Origin of the sequence: uncultured Lacinutrix sp. (genome assembly GCF_947500605.1) — a bacterium.
In the GTDB taxonomy this organism is placed as follows: Bacteria; Bacteroidota; Bacteroidia; order Flavobacteriales; family Flavobacteriaceae; genus Lacinutrix.
Map to the genome: position 1 here is coordinate 616478 of NZ_CANMSJ010000001.1, position 23192 is coordinate 639669.

Sequence of the window (23192 nt, forward strand, 5' to 3'; positions counted from 1 at the left end):
CATTAATACAATGTATAATTAAAAACATCTAAACATTAAGCTTAGTTTAAGCGAGTGTAAATTGTAAATTTAACATCAATTAATAGTTACTAAATCTTAGCCTGATAAGTGTATAAATCGTAATATCGACCTTTAGCGGCAATAAGATTGTCATGATTACCACGTTCTGCAATTTTACCTGCTTCGATAACCAAAATTTGATCTGCTTTACGAATAGTACTCAATCTGTGAGCAATAACAATTGTAGTTCTGTTTTTTGTTAACTGAGATAAACTTTTCTGAATTAGTGCTTCACTCTCTGTATCTAAATTCGAGGTTGCTTCATCTAAAATAATAACTTTAGGATCTGCTAAAATCGCTCTTGCAATGGCAATACGTTGTCTTTGTCCTCCAGATAGCTTCACTCCTCTTTCTCCTATTAAAGTCTCTAAGCCTTCATCAAATCTATCTGTAAACTCATTTACATACGCTGCTTTAACGGCTGCTTGTAATTGTGCTTCTGTTGCATTTGGTCTTGGAAACATAATGTTTTCGCGTATTGTACCTTCGAATAGGAATTCGTCTTGTAAAACTACTCCTAAATGCTTTCTAAAGCTATTCAGTTTAACTTTAGATAAATCTTTACCATCTATAGTTATCTGTCCTGATTCTGGGTTTAAAAATGTTGCAGATAAACCTGCTATTGTCGATTTACCCGATCCGCTACTTCCTACCAAAGCAATTACAGAACCAGATGGTGCATTAAAATCTATATTATGCAATACCGGTTTTCCTTCTTCATAAGAAAAATTGACATTATTAAATGCAATATCACCTTTAACGTTTTCTAGTTCTACGGTACGGTTTTCGTCATCATCTTCGGCAGCCATATTCATAAGCTCCTCTGTTCTATCTAAACCTGCTAACGCTTCGGTTAATTGACTTCCAATATTACTCATTTGAATAATTGGAGCAATCATAAAACCTAATACTAAGGTGAAGAAAAGAAAATCTCCTGTGGTCATTTCACCTTGAATCATATAATAGCCACCAATTCCCATAATTCCGGTAGTAGCAACACCTATTAAAAATGTTGAAGAACTCGTCATTAAAGCCGTAGCCGTTAAACTCTTTTTTACATTTTGATACAATTTATCTACACCTTTTTCGAAAGCTACATTCTCTTGTTCTTCGGCATTAAAAGCCTTAATGACTCTTACACCTGCCAACGTTTCGGTAAGACGACCTGTAACCTCAGCATTAATTTTTCCTCTGCTTCTAAAAATTGGTCTTATGTATTTAAAGGCTTTTAGTGCAATTATTCCAAAAATGGATAAAGGGACGAATACAAAAAGTGTCATCCATGGATTTAAATTAATTAGTATTACTAGAGATACAACTGCTGTAAATGTACCACCAACCAATTGTACTAAACCTGTACCAATAAGGTTTCTTACACCTTCAACATCTGTCATTATTCTAGAAACTAAAGCACCAGATTTTGTATTATCGAAAAAGCTAATAGGCAACGATAATACTTTCTTTTGTACTTGAGCACGTAACTCTGAAATTAGATATTGCGCTTGTACACTCAATATTTTTGTAAGTAAATAAGAGGTAATTGCTTGCACAGTTATTGCAGCAATTACAATAAGAATAAGCGTCCATAATTTGTTTGAATCTCCACTTGGTACCACATCATCAAGTAATACTTTACTTTGCCAAGGCAGAATTAAACCAGAAATACTTTTAATTATTATTAATACTAAACCAATAAATACCAGTTTACGTCTTGGCCAAATAATGGTTTTAAACGCTTGTTTTAAGGTTACTTTTGGCTTAGCTGTATTTTTAGAATTTTCAGTTTTTAAATGTCGCATATCAAGGAATTATTGCGCAAAGATACGTTTGAAAAAAGCAATAAACTTCTACTAATAAATTAATATTTTGTTAATAGAGAGTAAGTTGTGAATAGTGATCCTTTTTTAATGAATAAACAAAAAAAGTCCTCAAGAAATTATACTCTTGAGGACTTTATATTTAGCATTAACTATGTTAATTACCTAACCATTAACTTTTTAGTTACAACGCCATTTTCATTATTAATTCTAACAAAATACAAACCTGATGCGTATTGAGAGATATCAACTTTAAATTTATTAGTTAAATTAATATCTTTTGAATAATGCATTAGTTTACCTAAAGCATTAAATACTCTAATAGTTGCAGTTTCATTTTTAGTTGAAACAATATTAAAGCTTTCGCTAGCAGGATTAGGATACATTGTAATGTTTTGTTCTAATGCATCTGCTAATACTGAATCTCCAGAACTAAGTGTATTAATATCGTAGCGAGGCGTTCTCCAGACACCACGACCATAAGTTGCTACATATAATTTATTATCAGCATAATTAACTTCTAATTCTGCAACTTTTACATTAGGTAAATTATTAACAAAAGGTTGCCAACTATTATTAGTAGTATTATCTAAATAATATACACCATAATCCATACCTACATATAATCCATCATTTGCATTGTTATCCCAAACGACTGCTAATGCACTAAAATTAGGAAGGTCGTATGCAGATAATGTCCAAGTTGTTCCACCATCTGTAGTTATAAATACTTTACCACTGTCTGCAGAAGCTACAGCAACCTTATTAGGATCTGATGGATGAATAGAAAGAGAATTTACATAACCACCAGTATAAGCAACTAATTCTGTCCATGTTCCAGAACCTGTTGTTGTTTTATAAATTTTATTAAGATATGCAGTATACATAGTAGTTGGTAATGATTTTGCTACTTTTAACTGATTTAAATTAGAATCGAAAACTTGTGAAATAGGTGTCCATGTATCTCCTTGGTTAGTTGATTTATAAACTTGGTTGTAACCACCGTATATAACATCTACAGCTACTGGATCTTGCTCAAAAGGAGTTACCCAATTCCCAGATTTACCATCTGGAGAGTTTATAGCCTGTCTTGTTATTCCTCCATCTAACGATTTACTTAAAGTTCCATTTTGCGTAGTACCATAAATAATTTGGCTATTCGTTTTATCAACAAAACCTTCCATACCATCTCCACCTAACCAGTCTTGCCATACTCCACCAGAAGTTCGTGTAACACTACCATTATCTTGTGCTCCTCCAGTAATTACAACAGAACTTGTTTGACTTATACCAAATGCGTAAAATTGTCTAATTCCAAGTCCTGTAGATATATCTGTAAAGTAACTAGTACTCATAGGTCCTGCACTGTTAGTCGCTTTAAAGATACCACCATCGGTAGTTGTATAAAGTGTACTACCAACAAATTGTAATAAATCTACATCGGCATGAGAGTATCCCAAATTGTTTGATTGTGCCTCTGTAACGCTCCAATTTGTTGAAGGATTAAATGTAACTCCTCCATCAAGTGAACGCCATGTATTAACACCAGCGATATGGACCTCATCTGCATTAGTATGACTTACAGCAATATCCATATCTCTTGGAGCCTGTCCACTTGTTGTATCCTCAGCATCGGTAGCTGATATGCTATAACCAAAATAATTTTTTCCTGCATGATTTAAAGGAGTGAATTGATCTCCACTGTCTGTAGATTTATAAATTCCTTTAAAAGATGAACCGGAAATTCCGTTTGCTTCTAATAAGTAAACAACAGACGGATCGTTCTCTGTTATTGCAAGCATTTTTGCACCAGTTCCAAAAACATTAGGTGTAGCAGACTCAAAACCATCACTAAAGAAAACTGCTGATGATGCATCTTCTACTGAAATATCATCTAAATTAACACCTCCTCCTCCGTAGGTTTCAGAGGTTGTAATTTCGCCTTCAAAAGCAACATAATAATCTGCCGTTGGATTTGGTAAATTTAATGTAATATCTACCCAAGCATTTTGAACAACTGTATAATCTACTAATTGAACCCATGCTCCTGCCTCAGAAGTTTTGTAGTAAACTTTTAATACATCTACAGCTCCAAAATATTCTGGTAATGCGTAAGAAAATTTCAATACAGGATTTATTGCTGTACTAAGATTTAAACTTGGTGTAATTATTTTAGTTTTATCACCAGAAACTGAAGTAGAAGCATTTACTTTTGCAAATAAGCCCAATCTATCTCCTGTTTTAGGTAATATTGTTGTCACTCCAAAATGCTCAAAACCTTTATTTTCAGATTTCCAGTTTAAAATACCACTGACATATTCTGTAGTAAAATTAGGAACTCCATTTGGAGCTTCTAATTTTGTAAATGTATCACCTCCATCTATAGATTTAAACACAGATCTCCCAGAGGCATAAACGACACTTGGATCTGTAGGTTTAAATTCAAAATCATAGCCTCTTTCATTAGCATCTGGATGAATAAGAGACCAAGAAACTCCAGAATTAATTGATTTGTAGAGTCCTCCACTAGCACCTTCTACACTACAATACATTTTTGTAGGCGTATTTGGATCTATTAATATTTTATTAACCTCTCCTGTATTAATGCTACTTGTTACTAAATTCCATGTAACACCTGCATCTATAGATTTAAAAATAGTACCATTATCTGATCCCCAAAAATAAATAGAAGGATTAGTTGGGTGCATTGCTAAAGAATACACTTTCATGTTTATATAATTATCACTTAATGGTAACCAGTTAGCACCTCCATCTGTTGTTTTCCAAACACCTCCAGTTTCGGCACCTACAATAATGTGGTTTTCATTTCCGTTTTCGAAAGCTAAAGAAGTAATTCTACCTGTACCTGGATTCCATCCTGAAGTTGCATTAAAAGAATATGGTCCTAATTGTTCCCAATTTCCAGGATCTGGTGAAGAGGTTTTAGAACTTACTGCATTTTGATTTCGGTAGTTATTATAATTTTCTAACTCATTATAATAATAATTTGTAGATTTTAAAACGCCATTCTCTTTAGTAGAGCGTAAAGCTTGGTACTCCCAACGTTTATATTGTTTGTAACCTGTTCCCTTTCCTTTTCCACTTACTTCAAAATAGGTTTCGGCTGCGTCTTGAATTTCTTGAACTGTGTAAGTTCCTTCCTTTATCATGCTACTATAATCTTTCGATTGCGAAAACATGAATGCTGATGACAACAATAAAGTAATTAAATAAATTTTTTTCATTTATAAAGTTTTTAAAATTATTTTTTATTGAGGGAGTTATTTTTTTCGAATAACAAAAAGAGCCACAGTAGGATGGCTCTAATTATCATTCTGCTAATAATCAATCAATCTACTTGATGATTATCTTTTGTGTGGATACTGTATTTCCGTCAGTCATTCTAACAACATAAATTCCTGTAGCTACATTACTAACATCTAATGTGTTTACACCTGAATTCAATTTTCCGTTTTTAACTAATCCGCCAATAACATTGTACATTTTATAATTAAAATGGTTACTACTATTATTTATTTTAATGTTTAAAACACCTTCATTAACTGGATTTGGATAAACTGAAGGCGCATCTACTGTACTAACTTGTACTTCATCTACACCAAGTGTGTTATTAGAAACACTAATTTCCCATAAACCTCTACCGTAAGTACCAACTACTAATTTGTCTTGTGTATAATTAATTTCGATATCGTTAACCACAACATTAGGTAGACCTTCTCCTAATTTAGCCCAGTTATCTGTTCCTGTTTTAAAATAAACACCTAATTCTGTTCCTAGAAAAAGAATTTCTTGACCTTGGTTTTGCTTTAAAACTACTTGCTTTGTTATAATGTTTGGTAAACCATCAGAAATATTTGTCCAGTTACTACCACCATCAATAGACTTAAAAACTTTTGAACCATCTATATATCCATTTACTGTTGCATATAGTGTATTTGTATTATTTTGATCTAAAGAGATTGAATTCATTTTTGCGGAAGCTTCTGGTTGATTAACAGAGCTCCATGAAGCACCATCATTACTCGATTTTTTCACAGCAGTCTCTCCAATTACAAATAAATTATCTCCAAAAGTCTCTATGTATTCTATTTTACCTGCTCCAGAATTAAGATTACTCCAAGTATCTCCTTTATTAGTAGACTTATAAACATCTGCAAAGCCTCCATAAAGTGTTGTTGGAATTGTAGAATGCATTTTTAATGTCCAAACAAAAGGTGCACCAGCAGTAGGTGTTGTTAAACTTGTTCCCCAAACATCACCTAAGAAACCATTATCTGCTCTAGTTAAGGCTCCATTTTGAGCTCCTAAATATCTAATTTGTGGATTAGAATAATCTATTGCAGTACAAGTACCATCTCCTGCTCCTGCAGTAACCCATGTTGGTGTTCCACCTACCATTTCTAAACTATAACCATCATTATCTTGGTTTCCCATAATAATGTTATCTGTACTAGTTTCTGGTGTTATTGCTACAGAATATAACTGTGTAACTATTACTCCGTTAGATTTGTATTCTACTGTAGGTTTTTCGTCTGCAATATTAGAATAAGTGACAAAATTCAAACCACCATCGTTAACATTCCAAAAAGAATACCCACTATCTAAAGTTCCTATTTCATGAATATCTGCGTGTCCATAAGATCCTTCCGAAGTATTATCAGACCATGAATTGTTTAAAGTTACGTACCAAGTGTTTCCTGAATCGTCTGAATTTATACCATCAACAACACCACTTACAATAAGTCCGTTTTTAACAGCTAAACATTGATTGTATGAACCTTGTGTACTATAACCAGTAGCAAGAACTCCTAAATTAGCAAGTGCAGGAGTTGCAGCTGCTGGATTGTATGTAGAAACTTGACCATTATCATTCTGTACATAAAACACACCTGTTTCGTCTGTAGTTATTGCATGACGTGCAGTATCGTTTCCTTCAGAAATTAAAGTACTCCATGTTGTTCCATTATTAGAAGAGAAAAATAATCCTCCCCAACTGTCTGAACACATAATATTATTACCATTTCTATGAAACTTCCCTAAAACGGCATCATCATAATTATGAGCAAATACATTGGTCCAAGTTGTACCACCATTTGTAGTTTTCTTAATGTATTTATTGGTTCCAACAATTACAGTATTAGCATCTATTACAATTAAATTAGAAGTAATTTCTTTATCTTCTAAACTAAAAGTAAGATCTGTTGGTTGGTATGTTTCCCCAAAATCTGTTGACTTATACACACCAATAGAGTTAATATGTTTTGCATCATAATCTCCAGTAGAAATATAAATAATTCCTGGGTTATTAATATCTGTACTACTACTTTTAATATCGGTAACACCAATTCCCGCAAGGAAATCTAATTTGGGAGTCCAAGTAGTACCATTATTGGTAGATTTCCAAACACCACCAACTGGAGCACTTACAAATAATACATTTTGATTGGCATCTGTAGCATGCTCATATCTTAAGAAATTAGTTAAACGTCCTAATTGAGGATTGTTTGGGTATCCATTTGCATCTGGAACTTCTTGAGGCCCAATATTAGACCAACTCTGTCCGCTGTTTGATGTTTTACTATTCGTGTTATTTAGCTTACTTGCATTTAAGTTCTGATTGACTCTTCCTTTTGCATCAATAATTCCAGAATTATACCAACCAGTAAACGCGTTTGGAAAATTACCATCTACATCTACTCTATCTTTCCAGAAATAAGCCCAACGTTCAAATTGTTTGTGTTTTTTAATTTCGGTTTTAGAAGCATTCTTATTGTACGCACCAAGTTCTTCTCTAACTTGATTTACAATTTCATAATAATTACTGCCTTTTAATGTTGTTGCAGATTTGTAGTCTATAGATTGTGAATGGGACACAATTGTAAAAACTAGCAATAAAAAAGTAATTGTTTTTTTCATTTTTTAGATATTAGTATTTAAATCAATACAAATATCTAATAACCTCTATTTACTACTATTATAAAGGACTACGCACTTACTACGCACTATATAAAAACAGCTACTATTTAGAAAAAAACTATTAAATGGCTCTTGTTTTTGTTTCTTTAAATGTTTCGTTTAGGTATTCTAAAAGAGAAGTGTTTTTAGTGACATCGTCCATTTTTTTTGAAATTCTATAACGTTTACTTTCTACTGCTCTTGTTGAAGAATTTAAAAAAGCAGCAATTTCTTTGTTTTTAAAACCAATGTATAAGTAGTAACAAATAATGATTTCAGAATCGTTTAGTTTAGGATGTAAGCTTTTCATTTGAGTAAAAAACTCAATATTAAGATCGTTTATTAAACCTAAGTAGTTTTCTTCTTTTGCTAAAAATGTTGAAGAATTATGATGAATATTTTTATACAACTCTTTAATTTTAATTTTTTGAGTGTCTACATCCTCTATAGAAGAAATAGCTTTAACTTCTTTTTTTACTTCTGTAATATATTCTTCTAAACCAATAACCTTTGCTTTTAATTTTTCGTGATTGGTTTTTAAAAACGAATACTCTTTATCACTCTTAGTATATTCTATTATTGCTGTTTTAATTTTCTTATACTTAACAATTACAAAAACAATTAAGGCAAATAAAATGACACCCAATAGCATAATGACATACCTATTAATATGTTTTTTTTCTATTTCAGATTCTAGTTTTGATTCTGTTTGAATTAAGTCTTTATTAATTTGAACACTTGCATCTAATGTCTTTTGCATTTGTAAAGCTTCAAAATTTCTTAAAGAGTCTTTAAAGGCATTTTTTAATTCTGAATTTTGAATACGATCATAATAATCAAAATTTAATCTAAAATAATGTCTGGTATCATAATCGTTCATTGCAGATCTTAAACTTCCAAACTTTTTAAGATACACCTCTAGAGAATCCAATATATTGTTTTCATAATAAAAATCTGCAATATCTCCGTATAGTGTTACTACATGTTTTTTATGCAGTGACTCTGGTATCGTTTTATCATTTTTTAATGCTTTTAAAGCATTAAAATACTTATGCGCATTACCTAAATCACCTAAATTTGTATAATTAAAAGTCAACATAAATAAGGCATACATATAGTAATAGCCATCGTCCTTTATATTTTTATAAAATTCTAAATCATTAAGTACAATTGCATTACTTTTATTATAATTCCCTTTATTTAACGCTACATAAGCTGGCATTTGTTTTACTTCTGCCAGACCATTAGTATTATTAGAAAGTGTGTAATATTTTTTAGCCTCGCTTAAATAGGAATACGCTAATACAGAATCTTGTTTTAATAAATAAGTATTATAAAAAAGTTCTAAACTACTCATTCCAGCCACATCGTAGTTCTTTTCTATTTTAGCAAATTTTAAGGCTTGCATAAAATTTTGAAGCAGCAATGCTTGCTCATCAAACTCGTCATTAAGAATTCCTTTTAATCTGTAATAATCTGCTAAACGACCTTCAATATTACTATCAATAGGTTGCGGAATAGAATCTAAATAACGTTTTGCAAGTTTCGGATTTTCGTCTATAGCATTAGAGGCTGCGTCCAAATATTTTACAAAGTCATTTTCATTAGACTGCGCAAAAGCACTTGAAAAACTTAAAGAAAGTATGAAACAATAAAGAATACCCTTAAGGTAGTAATTAAACATTAATTTATTTTATAAAGTGAAAACGTAAATGTAAAAATATTATAATAGAATTTATATTATTAAAGTTGAAAATAGTTCTATTTAACACTCTAAAAAAGCAGTATTATTTATCTAATAATCTTCTATGATAATTTATTTGTCCCAAGTGGTAAGACAGGTGCATTGTTAGGTGTATTAAAAAATATTCTGTAGTCATCGTTTCTTCATTAACACGACGCTTATATTCCTTTTGCAAGTCGTTTTCTAACAAAGAATTTAAAGTGTTTTCAACAACAATAATAGTATCTTTTACTTGTTTAATTAGCTCAGATTTAGGTACGTTTTTAAGAGAAAACTCTAAATCTCTTTGTCTTACATAGCCTGTATTACCTAATGGCGCACCAATAAATGCATTTAGATTACCTACTAAATGCAAACATAAGTTTCCTGATGAGTTTTTAACAGTTTCAGTAGCAATCCAAAGGTTCTTTTCTTCTTTATATGCTTCAATTTCAGTTATTAAAATATTTAAGTCTCTTTTAAAGAGTTTTATTAACGTTTCTACTATCACAATTTAATTTTTTATTAAGATTTGAAACCCAAATATGGCTAATAATTGGATTACTTTTGTAGCATGCAAGATAACCAACCTTTAGTACAAAAAAATCAGACCGTTAAATTTGAATTTATAGCTTTAATGGCCTCTTTAATGTCTATTGTTGCTTTGGCTATAGATGCCATTTTACCTGCAATTTCTTACATAGGTATAGATATTAATAGTCTAGATACTAATAATAATCAATTACTAATTACCATGATTTTTTTAGGGTTAGGTTTTGGGCAGTTATTGTTTGGACCACTATCTGATAGTTTTGGAAGAAAACCAATAGTTTACATCGGTTTTAGCGTTTTTACTGTTGGTAGTATTGTTTGTGTATTATCACCTAGTTTAGAATGGATGATTTTTGGTCGTATTTTACAAGGTATAGGCTTATCTGCTCCAAGAACTATTGCCATAGCAGTTATTAGAGATAAATTTAAAGGCGATTACATGGCTAAAATAATGTCTTTTGTAACTACCTTTTTTATTCTAGTTCCTGTTATAGCTCCTATGATGGGTAAATTTATACTAAACCATTACAATTGGAGAGGCATCTTTTATGTGCAATTAATTATGGCACTAGTAGTAAGTATTTGGTTTTGGAAAAGACAACCAGAGACACTTAAACCAGAATATAAAATTAAGTTTAGTAAACATGTATTTATAGATGGTTTAAAAGAATTAATTAAACACAAAATAACAATGGGTTTCACTGTTATTTCTGGTTTTATATCTGGTGCTTTTATTGTGTATTTAAGTGCGTCCCAAGTTATTTTTGAAAACCAATATGGTTTGGTAGACGAGTTTCCATATATTTTTGCAGGATTAGCTGCGGGAATTGGTTTATCTACTTTTTTAAACGGTTCTTTTGTAATGCGTTTGGGTATGTGGCGTTTATCTTTTATAGCAACTATTGTATTTTGCTTAAACTCGTTAGTATATGTGATTTTATTTTGGAATGCTCCCACAAACCCAGAACTACTAGTTATACTAATATTTATGGCTATTCAGTTTTTTACCATAGGTTTCCTTTTCGGAAACATTAGAGCTATTGCTATGGAGCCTATTGGACATATAGCAGGAATTGGAGCCGCTATTACAGGTTTTGTATCTACAATAATGGCAGTACCAATTGCAAACTTTATTGGTGGCTATTTAAAAGATACTGCTCTACCTCTATTTATTGGTTTTGTTGTTTTTGGTGGAATCTCTCTATTAATTTTTATTAGAATGCGTATTTTACGTAATAGAGAATTGGCTTTAGCATAACAATTAATTAGTAAGATTATTGAATTTCGTATTCTCCTTCATCTACATCTTTAATAAATTGTATTAAACCTTCAAAAAATACTTTCTGGTCGTCGAATTGAGATAAATGGCTTCCATTCGGGCACAATAAAAAACTACCATTTTGTACCTCTGTACTAATCCATTCCATGTGTTCTGGATCCATAGTATCATGTGTTGCACCTATAGTTAATGTTGGTACTTTAATTTCGTTTAAGCGGTCTTTAACATCCCAATTTTTAAGTGTAGCATTACCTTTAATTCCAAATTCACTTGGGCCTTGCATAGTTACATAAACATCAGGATTTAAGTGTTTAAAACTTCTGTTTATAGGTTCTGGCCACTCTTCAACAGGCATTCTAATAACATGTTCTGTGTAATAGTTATTTACAATAAGCTCCATGTATCTTGGGCTACTGTAATCTTCGGCATTTTCGTATTTCAAGATTTCTTTTAAAACTTCAGGATCCATTTTCGGAGCTAATACTTCATCACTATATTTTTGATAATCTGGTATAGAAGCTACCATATTAGAGATTATTAATCCTTTTAAATTTTCTTGATATTTTAAGGCATATTGCATACCTAAAATACCTCCCAAACTTTGTCCGTAAAGATAGAAGTTGTTTTTATCTAAATTTAAAGCAATACGCACCTGTTCTACCTCTTCTACAAAACGATCTAAATCCCAAAGGCTTAAATCTTTTGGCTGGTCGCTGTAGTAAGATCCTAATTGGTCGTAATAATAGTATTCTATGTTTTCCTGCGGAAAGTACCCATCGAAACATTCGTAAATCTCATGTGTCATTCCTGGTCCTCCATGTAACAACAATACTTTCATGGTTGGATTATTACCAACACGCTTAGTCCAAACATTAAATTCTCCTTTTGGTGTTTGAATTGGTATCATTTTTATACCTCCTAGAAACTGATCTTCTTTATTAGGGATTAAATAGTTTTCTGCTGAAGTACTTTGCACTATAACATGCTCTTCAACTTCTTTTTTACAGCTAAAACAGATAGCTATAATTAAACTAAGGTATAAGATTTTGGTTTTCATATAAAAGGTATTAGAATACTAAGTTAAGCAAATAAATAATACATTAAAACTATGTTTATTAGGTTAATAGCAATACAAAACTACTATTTCCATTTTTCCTAAATTAGTCAAAACTTATTTTTTTCGAGCTTTATTTTTCTTCTCAATTAACTTTACATAAATCAGCTTTTTATGTCCTCTAGAATCTTCTCGCCTTTCAATTTCAAAAGCTGTAATAGATTTTATTAACGGAGTTAATTTTTGAAAGCCATAATTTCTAGAATCGAAATTAGGTTGCTTTTTTTGTAGTAAACCACCAACATCTCCTAAAAAAGCCCAACCATCATCATCGGCAACATCATCTATAGTTGCAGCAATAAATTGAATTTCTTTTTGGGTAATTTTATCATAATCGTTTTTAGAAGCTATCGACTTATCTACAGATTCTAATTCGCTTTCCGATGCTTGCTTTTTTAGAATCTCGATATAAATAAACTTATCGCAGGCAACTATAAAAGGATTAGGTGTTTTCTTTTCGCCAATACCATACACTTGCATTCCTGCTTCACGTAGTCGTGTTGCTAACCTTGTAAAATCACTATCACTAGAAACCAAACAAAAACCATCTACTTTCTCTGAATATAAAATATCCATAGCGTCTATAATCATTGCAGAATCGGTAGCATTTTTACCTGTAGTATAACCGTATTGTTGAATAGGCGTAATCGCATTTTCTAACAATAAGTTCTTCCACTTATTTAAATTGGGTTTAGTCCAATCTCCATAAATACGCTTAATTGTTGGGTTGCCGTATTTAGCAATCTCCTCCATCATCTCTTTTACATTAGCAGATGGTATATTGTCTCCATCTATAAGTACTGCTAGTTTTATATCCATAAATTTTAAAAGTAATTGTTATACACACATAAAGATAATTGCTTTAAAGCAAAAAACCACTCTAAATTAGGGTGGTTTTAAAATTTTATAATTTATTTATTATTTTCTTGTTGCTTTTTTAGCTGCTTTAGCTGCCTTTTTTTCTTTAGGAGATAATGCTGCTTCCTTTTTTACGTTCTTTTTAGAATCTTGCGACTTTGCCATGACTTTATGTTTTAATGTTAATTTTTAATTTGATTGAATAAATATAGTGAATGGTTTCGATGTTGGTTAATTTTGAACCGTTTTATTTTATTTGAGGCATAATTAATGACATTAAAACAATGATGACTTTTACTATAAAATCACTTCTTGAAATGAAACTCTAAACCGCACGACCAACTATAAAACAGTAAATAACATAAGCCGTCAAAACGTTATAAATGCGTTAGTTATAAAGACCATTTAACAACTTACAGAAGAAGCCTATTAGGCTGTGGTAATTTGTTCTTATATTAGTACAATTACTTACTAAAAGTAAAAATTGAATAGAAAACAGAAAGCACAAGAATGCAACTAAATATAAAAGATAGATTTAATAAAGAATTACCAGCAGATCCTATTCTTGAAAACACAAGAAGACAGGTTGAAAAGGCTTGTTTCTCTTATGTTACACCAAAGCAAACTGCAAAACCAGAGTTACTACATGTTTCTCCAGAAATGCTTATAAATTTAGGTCTTACTCAAGCAGATGCTAAAAGTGAAGACTTTCTAAACGTTTTTACTGGAAATAGTGTTTTACCAAATACCAAGCCTTATGCTATGTGTTATGGTGGACACCAATTTGGAAATTGGGCTGGGCAATTAGGAGATGGTCGTGCAATAAATTTAACCGAAGTTGAACACAATAATAAACATTGGGCAATACAATTAAAAGGAGCAGGAGAAACACCATATTCTCGTACTGCAGATGGTTTAGCCGTGTTACGTTCTTCTGTTCGTGAGTATTTATGTAGCGAAGCTATGTATCACTTAGGAGTGCCAACAACAAGAGCATTATCGTTATCGCTTTCTGGTGATAACGTTTTAAGAGATATGTTATATGATGGCAATGCTGCTTACGAAAAAGGTGCTATTGTATGTCGCGTAGCACCTAGTTTTTTACGCTTTGGAAGTTACCAATTATTAGCAGCAAGACAAGATAAAGAAACACTTAAAACATTAGTAGATTATACTATTAAACATCACTTTTCGCATTTAGGAACTCCATCTAAAGACACTTATTTACAGTTTTTTGAAACGGTTGTAAACGATACTTTAAAAATGATTGTCGATTGGCAACGTGTTGGTTTTGTGCATGGTGTTATGAATACAGATAACCTCTCTATTTTAGGTCAGACTATAGATTATGGCCCTTATGGTTGGTTAGAAGGTTACGATAATAATTGGACACCAAACACAACCGACAGACAGCATAAACGCTATCGCTTTGGATCACAATTAGATGTTGGACTTTGGAACTTACTTCAGCTTGCAAACGCTTTATTACTTTTAATTGAAGAAGCCGAAGGACTAGAAATTATTTTAAATAGTTACAGAGAAAAGGCAGCAACTCAATATTTAGAGATGATGCGAAATAAATTAGGCCTCTTTAATGCCGAAGAAAACGATGCACAATTAGTATCAAACTTAGAAGAAGCCTTACAATTAACAGAAACAGATATGACTATCTTTTTCAGGAATTTAAGTCGTTTTTCTGCAAAGAAGCCTTCTGAAGGACTAGAAGTTACTACAGATGCTTTTTATGTTTTAGATGAAGTAACCGATGTTATAGAAAAACAATGGAATACTTGGTTTAAAAGTTATGCTGAACGTTTACAAAACGAAACGCTTTCATCTGAAGACCGACAAGCGAAAATGAATAGCGTTAACCCAAAATACGTGTTGAGAAACTATATGTCTCAACTCTCAATAGACGATGCTAATAAAGGTGATTACAAGCTAATAGATGATTTATTTAATCTTCTTAAAAAGCCATACGATGAGCAACCAGAAAATGAGAAATGGTTTGCAAAACGTCCAGATTGGGCTAGAAATAAAGTAGGCTGTTCTATGCTATCTTGTAGTTCGTAAACTTTAGCTTATTAAATAAAATTGATCTCAAAAATTAAAATATGACATTAGGATTAGGAACAGCAGCGCTTGGAAGACCTCAATATATAAATATACGTCAAAAGCATGCTAACAACTCCGATATAGAAACCTTTAGAAAACATAGTTTTTCTGTTTTAGAGAGTGCTTACAATTTAGGCATTAGGTATTTTGACACCGCTCCAGGTTATGGCTTGGCTGAAGATTTACTTTTAGAATGGTTAAAAACCAAAAACGATGCGAGCATTGAAATCGCAACTAAATGGGGATACACCTATGTTGCTAATTTTAATGCTGACGCAGAAGTTCACGAAGTAAAAGAACACAGTTTAGAAAAACTAAACGAACAATGGGAAGTCTCTAAGCAGTTTTTTCCTTATTTAAAAGTTTATCAAATTCATTCTGCAACTTTGCAAACTGGTGTTTTAAAAAATGAAGCTGTATTAAAACAATTAGCATCTTTAAAAAAAGAACACAATTTAAAAATAGGATTAACTACAACAGGAACAAACCAGGTTGAAGTTATAAAAGAAGCCTTAAATGTATTGGTTGATGGTGAACAGATTTTTGATGTGTTTCAAGTGACTTATAATTTTTTAGATCAAAGTTTAAGTGACATTTCTAATGAGTTAGTAAGACAAAACAAATCGATTATTATTAAAGAAGCTGTGGCAAATGGTCGCGTTTTTAAGAATATTAAATATCCTCATTATAAAGCGTTATATACTGTTTTAGAAACTTTATCTGAGAAATACAAAGTCGGCGTAGATGCTATTTCACTAAAGTATTGTGAGCAAACAATTCCTGAAAGTATTGTTTTAAGTGGAGCTAGTAATACCGAGCAATTAAACGAAAATTTAAAAGCGAATTCTTTTTCACTTTCTAAAAATGAAATAGAATTATTAAGCACGTTTAAAACAACTCCAGAATTTTATTGGACAGAAAGAAAAAATCTACAATGGAATTAACCAAAGTCGCTTTTGGTGGTGGTTGCCATTGGTGTACAGAAGCAGTATTTCAGTCTCTAAAAGGTGTAGAAAAAGTAGAACAAGGTTTTGTGGCTTCGGTAGCTGAAAATAGTAGTTTTTCGGAAGCTGTTATTGTACATTTTCAAGCTGAAATTATCGCTTTAAAAACATTAATAGAAGTGCATTTACTAACACATAAAAGTACAAGTAATCATTCTATGCGAAAAAAATACCGCTCAGCAATTTATACGTTTTCACATTCTCAAGAGCAAGAAGCTATGGGTTTACTTGCTGGTTTTCAAGAACAATTTAATAATAAGATTATTACACAAGTGTATCCGTTTTCAGAGTTTAAAGCTTCGGAAGAGGCTTTCCAAAATTACTATTTAAAAAATCCTGCGAAACCGTTTTGCACGCAATTTATTAATCCTAAACTTGAGGTTATTAAAAGAGAATTTTCAGATTATGTGTCATTGCCAAGCACGAAGCAATCTCACGAAACCAAAAACTAATAAACAACAGATTACCTCAGGTTTACTTCGTTCCTCTTAAAGCTCGCAATTACCTATTTTGCATTAAGGATTGAAACGGCATCCTTTTTTATTTTTCTTAAAAAAGATATAGTGTAAAGCCTGACGTTTTGCTTTTTTTTTAAGCAAAAGGTAATGCCCTAATTATTATTAATTAAATTAGATGCAAATAATTATTCGATGCGTTTCCCACTTTCGCGGGAATGACGAATATTTCCGCTAAGGCAGAACATTCTTATGAAGAACAAAAAGAAAATAGGTTTAAGTCTTTCTGGTGGTGGTTATCGTGCTACTATTTATCATTTAGGGACTTTAAAAAAACTAAAGGAATTAGAGATACTTGACAAAGTAGATGTGATTTCTACCAATTCGGGAGGCTCTATTACTGGAGCAACTTATGGTTTACACAAAGATAGTTTTGAAGCTTTCGAGGCTGTAATAAGACAAGGTGTAAAACGCAGCGTTATTAAAGGTGTGTTAGTTTCTTGGCAATTTTTATTGGTTTTTGCTACTACTCTATTTTGGATGCTAACAATACTCTATTTATTGGCAAATGGCTATGCTTGGTCAAGTTTTGGTTTGTTAATTGCCTTGGTTGTAGTGTTCTTATTTTTTCAGTTTAATTTGTTTCCTATTAGTACGCTTAACGAGAAAATGTACAATACGTTTTTCTTTAATGGCAAGACTTTAAACGATTTACGAAAAGATGTACGTTTTGCTATAAATGCTACAAATTTGGAGACTGGACGTTTGTTTACGTTTAGTAATGACACGATGGGAGATTCGGTTTACGATTTTCCTTCGGATGACGATGAGCCAATTAAATTTGAGTCGGATAATTTTCCAATTGCTCGTGCTGTAGCTGCCTCAACGGCTGTGCCTTTTGTGTTTACGCCTATTAAAATAGATAAAGAATTCTTTAGTAATACAGAAGATACAAAGCGTGCAAAACCGCGATTAGTAGATGGTGGTGTTTACGATAACCAAGGTGCACATAAAATTACACAAACCAAAAGTGCTTATGGTAGCCAGATTGTTATTATTAGTGATGCTGGTAATACTATGCCTTTTAAAAACACGTACAGAAATACGTTGACAATGCTTATTAGAACTAGCGATGTGTTTATGAATAGGATTAAAAATCTACAAATGGTACAATACCTATATCAAAACCATAATAACGATAAACGCGAAATTGCATACCAGTCTTTAGGTTGGGATATTGAGGATTCTATACGCAAGTTTATAGATGGTATTGAGGATGATATTATTTTACCTCAGGTTTTAAAACATCATAATATTACGGAAGATGATGTTAGTAATAAAGATTGGGAAACCATTAAAAACAAAGTAAAAGTGAGTATTAATTATAAAGCGATAATTGCTAATGCTAATACCAAAGCGCAACTAGAAATTGCACGACATGTAAAGACTAATCTTACGCCTTTAAAAGACGAACAGATTGAGGCTTTAATAAACCATGCGTCGGTTTTAACCGAAATACAAGTAAAATTGTATTGTGTGAGTTTGTTTGAATAATGAGTTAAAACTATAATATATAAAACGAAAAAAACCAGAACAATTACTGTTCTGGTTTTTAATATTTGCTATTATCTTTATATAAATACAGTTTGCTTAAAACTGTAAGTCTACAACTAGATCAAACTCGTCGTAAATTGCTTTGTCTTTTAAACCATCGAAAAAGCTAGCAGAACCATATCTTACATCAAATTTTGTTCTATCAACTTTTAATGTTGCTGTTGCTTTACTTCCATATACAGATACGTTTACTGTTACTGGATTTGTTTTTCCTTTAATAGTTAAATCTCCTGTAACTGCGTATGAGTTTTTACCTGAAGCTTCTACTTTTGTAAATACTAATTTTGCTGTTGCAAATTTCTCTACTCCAAAAAAGTCATCAGATTTTAAATGTCCATCTAATTTACCTTTGTACTCACCTTCTAAATCTGTAGCACTAATAGTCGTCATGTCTATAACAAACGCTCCTCCTGTTAATACATCGTCTTTAAAAGCTAAATCTCCAGATTGTAAATTAATTGTTCCTTCGTGAGAACCTGTTACTTTGTAACCTTTCCAAACTACTTTACTATCTGCTGTGTTAATAGTTTTGGTTTGTGCCGTAATAGTTGACGTAAATGCTGCAAATGCTATAATTGCTGTTAAAACTTTTTTCATTTTTGTATGTTTTTATATTATGCAGCAAAGATCTCACAACACTTGGACATAAAAGATGATATAGTTTATTAAATAATGTTAATCTAGTTTAACATTTATTTTTCTGTAGCAATCTGGCTCTTAATTTTACTTAAAAACTCTTTAGTAATACCTAGGTAAGAGGCTACCATATATTGCGGAATGCGTTGTTCTATTTCGGGATAACTTTCGTTGAAAACTAAATACCTATCTTTTGCAGACATGCTAAAATTTCTAACAATTCTCTTTTGTGAAGCAACATAGGCTTTCTCGACAATTATACGAAAACAGCGTTCTAGCTTTGGAATTTTAGAATATGTGTCTTCAATAATATTATGCGAAACCTGAATTAACTCTGTGTCTTCAATGCATTGCACGTTAAAATCTGATGGTGCTTGTGAAACAAAACTTCCTAAATCTGAAGTCCACCAATTCTCGACACCAAACATAAGAATGTGTTCCTGGCCTAAATCGTCCACATAAAACATTTTAACACAACCCGAAACTATAAAACATATCTTATTACTTACGTCTCCTTGTTGTAAAATATACTGTCCTTTTAAATATTTACGATAGACCAGTTTTGAAGTAAAATAAGTTTCCTCTTCTTCTGTTAATGTTACTATTTTATTAATGTAAGATAAGAGTGGTTGGCTATTCATTATAATATTTTGATTGCCTAACAAATATAAAAAAAGCCATTACAAATAATGGCTTAATTCTATAGTAATTGGTATTAAATACGATTACTCTTATTTTGAAATATAGTGTACTATTAAGATACTTTTACAGTCGATTTTTTAAGTTTAATCAATCTTAATTTATCTAAAACTACCATAATTAAATATGTAAAATCTACCTCATGCCATTTTACACCAAAATTAGCACGACCAGAATGTGTGTGGTGGTTATTGTGGTAACTTTCTCCCATCATTAAAAAATCGAATGGTAATAAGTTTTTAGAAGTGTCGTTAACCTTAAAATTTACATAACCGTAAATGTGCGCAAACCAATTAATTATAACACCGTGAATTGGTGCCATAAAAAAGGCGATAGGTAAAAATAACCATTGCCACCAAGCTGTTGCAAATACAATAAAAAATACTACATAAGCTGCAGCCCAACCTAATCTAGAAAATTTTGAACTCGCAAACTTATCGAAACCTTCCCATTGTGGAACATTTTTAGTAAACTTATCTGCTACTGCAATTCTTTTGTTATTTATGTCTTGGTAAATGTTTTTTGTACGCCACATCATAGAAAATACAGTTGCATCGTATTTTGGTGAGTGTGGATCTTTTTCTGTATCTGCATAAGCATGGTGCATTCTATGCATTACACCATAACCATAAGCACTTAAATAATTAGAACCTTGAGTTACCCACGTTAAAACAAAACATATTTTCTCCATTACCGGAGACATAGTATAGGTTTGGTGTGCAGCGTAACGGTGCAAAAAGAATGTTTGGAAAAACAATCCTGTATACCAAAGTGTTATTATTAATATTAAAATCATCATAGTTCTTCGCTTTTCGCAAAGGTCTATAGTTCTAATACTTTATACAATGAACCTAAGTTAAGAAATACGTTTTCTAATACGGCTTAATGCTTGTGCTGTAACACCAATATATGAGGCTATATATTTTAAAGGAATTTCTTTAATTAATTTTGGACGCTCTGTGAATAGGTTAAGGTAACGCTCTTCGGCAGTTTCGTTTAAAAGGGATTGTTCTCTTTTAGATTTTATAAGAAATAACCGCTCTGAAGATAAGCGACCAATAACATTACCAGCAAAACTTTTCTCGTAAACCTCTTGTAAATCTTCGTACGAAATACTCCACATTGAAACCTCTGTTAAGGCTTCTAATCTGTATAATGATGGTTTTCTGGTAAGAAAAGAATCGTAAGCGCTTACAAATTCGTTTTTAAAACAAAAACCAAATGTAATGTCTTTTTCCTTTTCTTCCTTCGGAATTAAAAAGCGTGCAATACCTTCTTCTATAAATGAAATATAGTTTTCGGTCTCTCCAACACTAACAATGGCGCTCTTTTTTTTGAAGATTCTATTTTCTAATTTAGATGAAAACAGTTGCCAATCTTCATCAGAAATAGCAACTGTTTTCTCTATGTATTCTCTAATGTTTACCATATTCGCTTATCCATTGCAAATATCGCTATATATTTTAACTATTCTACTCGTTTTCCAGGTAATACTTGTCCGTTTTGAAACAAAGTCATACTATCTATCTTGCCTTTATCATTTGCATTAAATTCTACTTTTGCTTCTACTACTTTTAAGAAAAAGGTATTATAATCTGAAGGGAAAATTTCGAATTGAGGTTGTCCTGTTGCTTGTAAAAACAAACGCCCTTCTTTTGTTGTAATTGTAATTGCAAATGTTGGTGCCAACTGGTATTTACCAGTATAACTTTCTAACATTTCTTTAGATACAGTTACTTCTTTTATATCGACCTTTAAGCTTTTTAAAACATCGCGAGCATTATCGTTTGCAGGATCTAACTCTAAAGATTTCTTATAATTTTGTATTGCTAGTTCTTCTTCTCCGTTTTCTAAATAAGCTTCTGCTAAAGAATCGTAAGGATTTGATGCTTCTGGAAATTCAGCAACATTTAATTTAAAAATCTCTAATGCAATGTCCTTTTTATCTTCTGCTAATAATTGGTAACCCAAAGTATTTAATTCTTCAACTTCAAAATTATAATCGCTTGCTTGTTTGGTTTTAGCTTCTTTATAAAAAGTAATAGCTTTAGTAATACCATTTACTTTTATCTCTTTGGCTAATACTTTAGCAATAGATGGTTTGATAAGTTTTAAAGGATAAGAAGGTACCATTAATTTTATAGCAATAGCATCTACGTTTTCGTTACTATTAGTTAAAACAACAACGCCTCTTTTTGATGCTTTATCTATTGCAGACATTGCGCAATAACCACCTGTTGCTCCATTATGCATTAAAAACATACCGTTTTCTATATGCCAAGCTAATGCCATTTCTGCTCTTTGTTCTTCACTTTTAAATGCCGATTTATGAGCCAATGCCATTGCATTATGTAATTTTGAATCTATAGTGTTTGCGTTAATATTTGCTTGAATGTATTTTACCATATCGCTAACTGTAGAACGTATACCTCCTGCTCCACCAAGTGTAATAATATCCCAATTTTCGGTTTCACTAAGTCCGTCGTGTCCTTTTGCTAATCGGTTTTTCATTGTTTGGGTTAATACTAATCTTGTATCATCCATTTGTAATGGTTTAGCAATATTTTCTATTACTAATTCTTCGTATGTTTTACCGCTTTGTAATTCTAGAATATGACCAAGTAAACCCATTCCTACGTTAGAATATTCTTTCTCGACTCCAATGTCTCTTGTTAATTCGTAATTAGAAATAAAGCTATACAGATTCTCGTAAGTATAATCTTGAAAAGGATTTTTTGCGTTTGCTGGAGACCAGTTATCTGGCATTCTTGGTAAAGCAGATGTATGTGTTGCTAAATGTTTTAAGGTAATTTCCTTTCCGTTTCGGGTTGGTACTTTTACTGTTTTAGGTAAATATTTAGAAATAGGATCGTCTAAACTCATTTCTCCGCTATTTACTTTTAAAGCTAAAAGTGTTGCTGTAAATGTTTTTGAAATTGAACCAATCTCGAAAACAGATTCTTTATTTACAGGTGTACCGTTCTCTTGCGCAGTGTTCCCAAAACTGTAATAATCTACAGTATCTCCATTTATATAACCTACTACGATACCAACATTTATTTGGTTTTCTACTCTAGATTGTATGTACTCTTTTACTTCGTTTGGAATTTTGGAGTCTTGTGCTTTAACTTGAAAACTTAATAGTAATGTTAATGCAATGCATAGTAGTTTTTTCATTTTTGATTGGTTTTTAATGCTGTTATAACAAAGTTAGTTATAAATACTTTATCTGTTTATTTAATGCGACTAACACCCAATTTACTGATGGTATTAACCTAATAACGAATATA

Annotated in this window: 17 protein-coding genes; 5 read left to right on the plus strand and 12 right to left on the minus strand. The window is 31.6% G+C overall.

The window, feature by feature from the left end:
- Positions 1-89 precede the first annotated feature (89 nt).
- The 5 genes from Q0935_RS02905 to Q0935_RS02925 all read right to left on the minus strand — a co-directional run bounded on the left by Q0935_RS02905 (position 90) and on the right by Q0935_RS02925 (position 10087).
- Positions 90-1859 carry an ABC transporter ATP-binding protein gene (locus Q0935_RS02905; RefSeq protein ID WP_299382194.1) on the minus strand — a complete coding sequence of 590 codons (1770 nt, stop codon included), beginning with the start codon at positions 1857-1859 and terminating at the stop codon, positions 90-92.
- A 179-nt stretch (positions 1860-2038) separates the two neighbouring features.
- A complete protein-coding gene (locus Q0935_RS02910) occupies positions 2039-5122 on the minus strand; it encodes a T9SS type A sorting domain-containing protein (RefSeq protein WP_299382197.1) in 3084 nt (1027 codons plus the stop codon).
- A gap of 109 nt (positions 5123-5231) precedes the next feature.
- A complete protein-coding gene (locus Q0935_RS02915; RefSeq protein ID WP_299382199.1) occupies positions 5232-7814 on the minus strand; it encodes a T9SS type A sorting domain-containing protein in 2583 nt (860 codons plus the stop codon).
- Positions 7815-7935: 121 nt separating this feature from the next.
- Positions 7936-9537: a hypothetical protein gene (locus tag Q0935_RS02920; RefSeq protein ID WP_299382202.1), complete on the minus strand. Its 1602-nt coding sequence runs from the start codon at positions 9535-9537 to the stop codon at positions 7936-7938.
- A gap of 103 nt (positions 9538-9640) precedes the next feature.
- A complete protein-coding gene (locus tag Q0935_RS02925; protein WP_299247083.1) occupies positions 9641-10087 on the minus strand; it encodes a DUF1572 family protein in 447 nt (148 codons plus the stop codon).
- Positions 10088-10150: 63 nt separating this feature from the next.
- Between Q0935_RS02925 and Q0935_RS02930 the strand changes: the two genes are divergently transcribed.
- Positions 10151-11386, plus strand: coding sequence for a multidrug effflux MFS transporter (locus tag Q0935_RS02930; protein WP_299382205.1), 1236 nt, complete (start codon positions 10151-10153; stop codon positions 11384-11386).
- Between the two features lie 16 nt (positions 11387-11402).
- Here Q0935_RS02930 and Q0935_RS02935 read toward each other — a convergent pair whose 3' ends face one another.
- A complete protein-coding gene (locus tag Q0935_RS02935; RefSeq protein ID WP_299382207.1) occupies positions 11403-12464 on the minus strand; it encodes a proline iminopeptidase-family hydrolase in 1062 nt (353 codons plus the stop codon).
- Positions 12465-12578: 114 nt separating this feature from the next.
- Positions 12579-13340, minus strand: coding sequence for an NYN domain-containing protein (locus tag Q0935_RS02940; protein WP_299382209.1), 762 nt, complete (start codon positions 13338-13340; stop codon positions 12579-12581).
- A gap of 549 nt (positions 13341-13889) precedes the next feature.
- On the opposite strand from Q0935_RS02940, the gene Q0935_RS02945 reads away from it, so the two are divergent.
- The 4 genes from Q0935_RS02945 to Q0935_RS02960 all read left to right on the plus strand — a co-directional run bounded on the left by Q0935_RS02945 (position 13890) and on the right by Q0935_RS02960 (position 18507).
- Positions 13890-15452 carry a YdiU family protein gene (locus Q0935_RS02945; protein WP_299382212.1) on the plus strand — a complete coding sequence of 521 codons (1563 nt, stop codon included), beginning with the start codon at positions 13890-13892 and terminating at the stop codon, positions 15450-15452.
- A gap of 41 nt (positions 15453-15493) precedes the next feature.
- Positions 15494-16438: an aldo/keto reductase gene (locus Q0935_RS02950; protein WP_299382214.1), complete on the plus strand. Its 945-nt coding sequence runs from the start codon at positions 15494-15496 to the stop codon at positions 16436-16438.
- Complete coding sequence (locus tag Q0935_RS02955; RefSeq protein ID WP_299382217.1) at positions 16429-16950, plus strand: peptide-methionine (S)-S-oxide reductase; 522 nt, start codon at positions 16429-16431, stop codon at positions 16948-16950. Before Q0935_RS02950 ends, Q0935_RS02955 begins: the two co-directional genes overlap by 10 nt.
- Positions 16951-17205: 255 nt before the next feature.
- Positions 17206-18507, plus strand: a complete 1302-nt coding sequence (locus tag Q0935_RS02960) for a patatin-like phospholipase family protein (RefSeq protein WP_299382219.1) — start codon at positions 17206-17208, stop codon at positions 18505-18507.
- A gap of 96 nt (positions 18508-18603) precedes the next feature.
- Here the strand turns inward: Q0935_RS02960 and Q0935_RS02965 are convergent, their stop codons facing one another.
- The 5 genes from Q0935_RS02965 to Q0935_RS02985 all read right to left on the minus strand — a co-directional run bounded on the left by Q0935_RS02965 (position 18604) and on the right by Q0935_RS02985 (position 23079).
- On the minus strand, positions 18604-19164 hold the full coding sequence (locus tag Q0935_RS02965) for a YceI family protein (protein WP_299382222.1): 561 nt from the start codon (positions 19162-19164) through the stop codon (positions 18604-18606).
- A 95-nt stretch (positions 19165-19259) separates the two neighbouring features.
- Entirely contained in the window at positions 19260-19844 is a 585-nt protein-coding gene (locus Q0935_RS02970; protein WP_299382224.1) for a Crp/Fnr family transcriptional regulator, read from the minus strand.
- 113 nt (positions 19845-19957) lie between these two features.
- Positions 19958-20701 (minus strand): acyl-CoA desaturase, encoded by a 744-nt coding sequence (locus Q0935_RS02975; RefSeq protein ID WP_299382227.1) that lies wholly within the window; start codon positions 20699-20701, stop codon positions 19958-19960.
- Positions 20702-20758: 57 nt separating this feature from the next.
- Entirely contained in the window at positions 20759-21331 is a 573-nt protein-coding gene (locus Q0935_RS02980; protein WP_299247061.1) for a Crp/Fnr family transcriptional regulator, read from the minus strand.
- 38 nt (positions 21332-21369) lie between these two features.
- The gene (locus Q0935_RS02985; protein WP_299382230.1) at positions 21370-23079 is read right to left on the minus strand and encodes a serine hydrolase; all 1710 of its coding nucleotides are present in this window, start codon (positions 23077-23079) and stop codon (positions 21370-21372) included.
- Between the last annotated feature and the right edge of the window lie 113 nt (positions 23080-23192).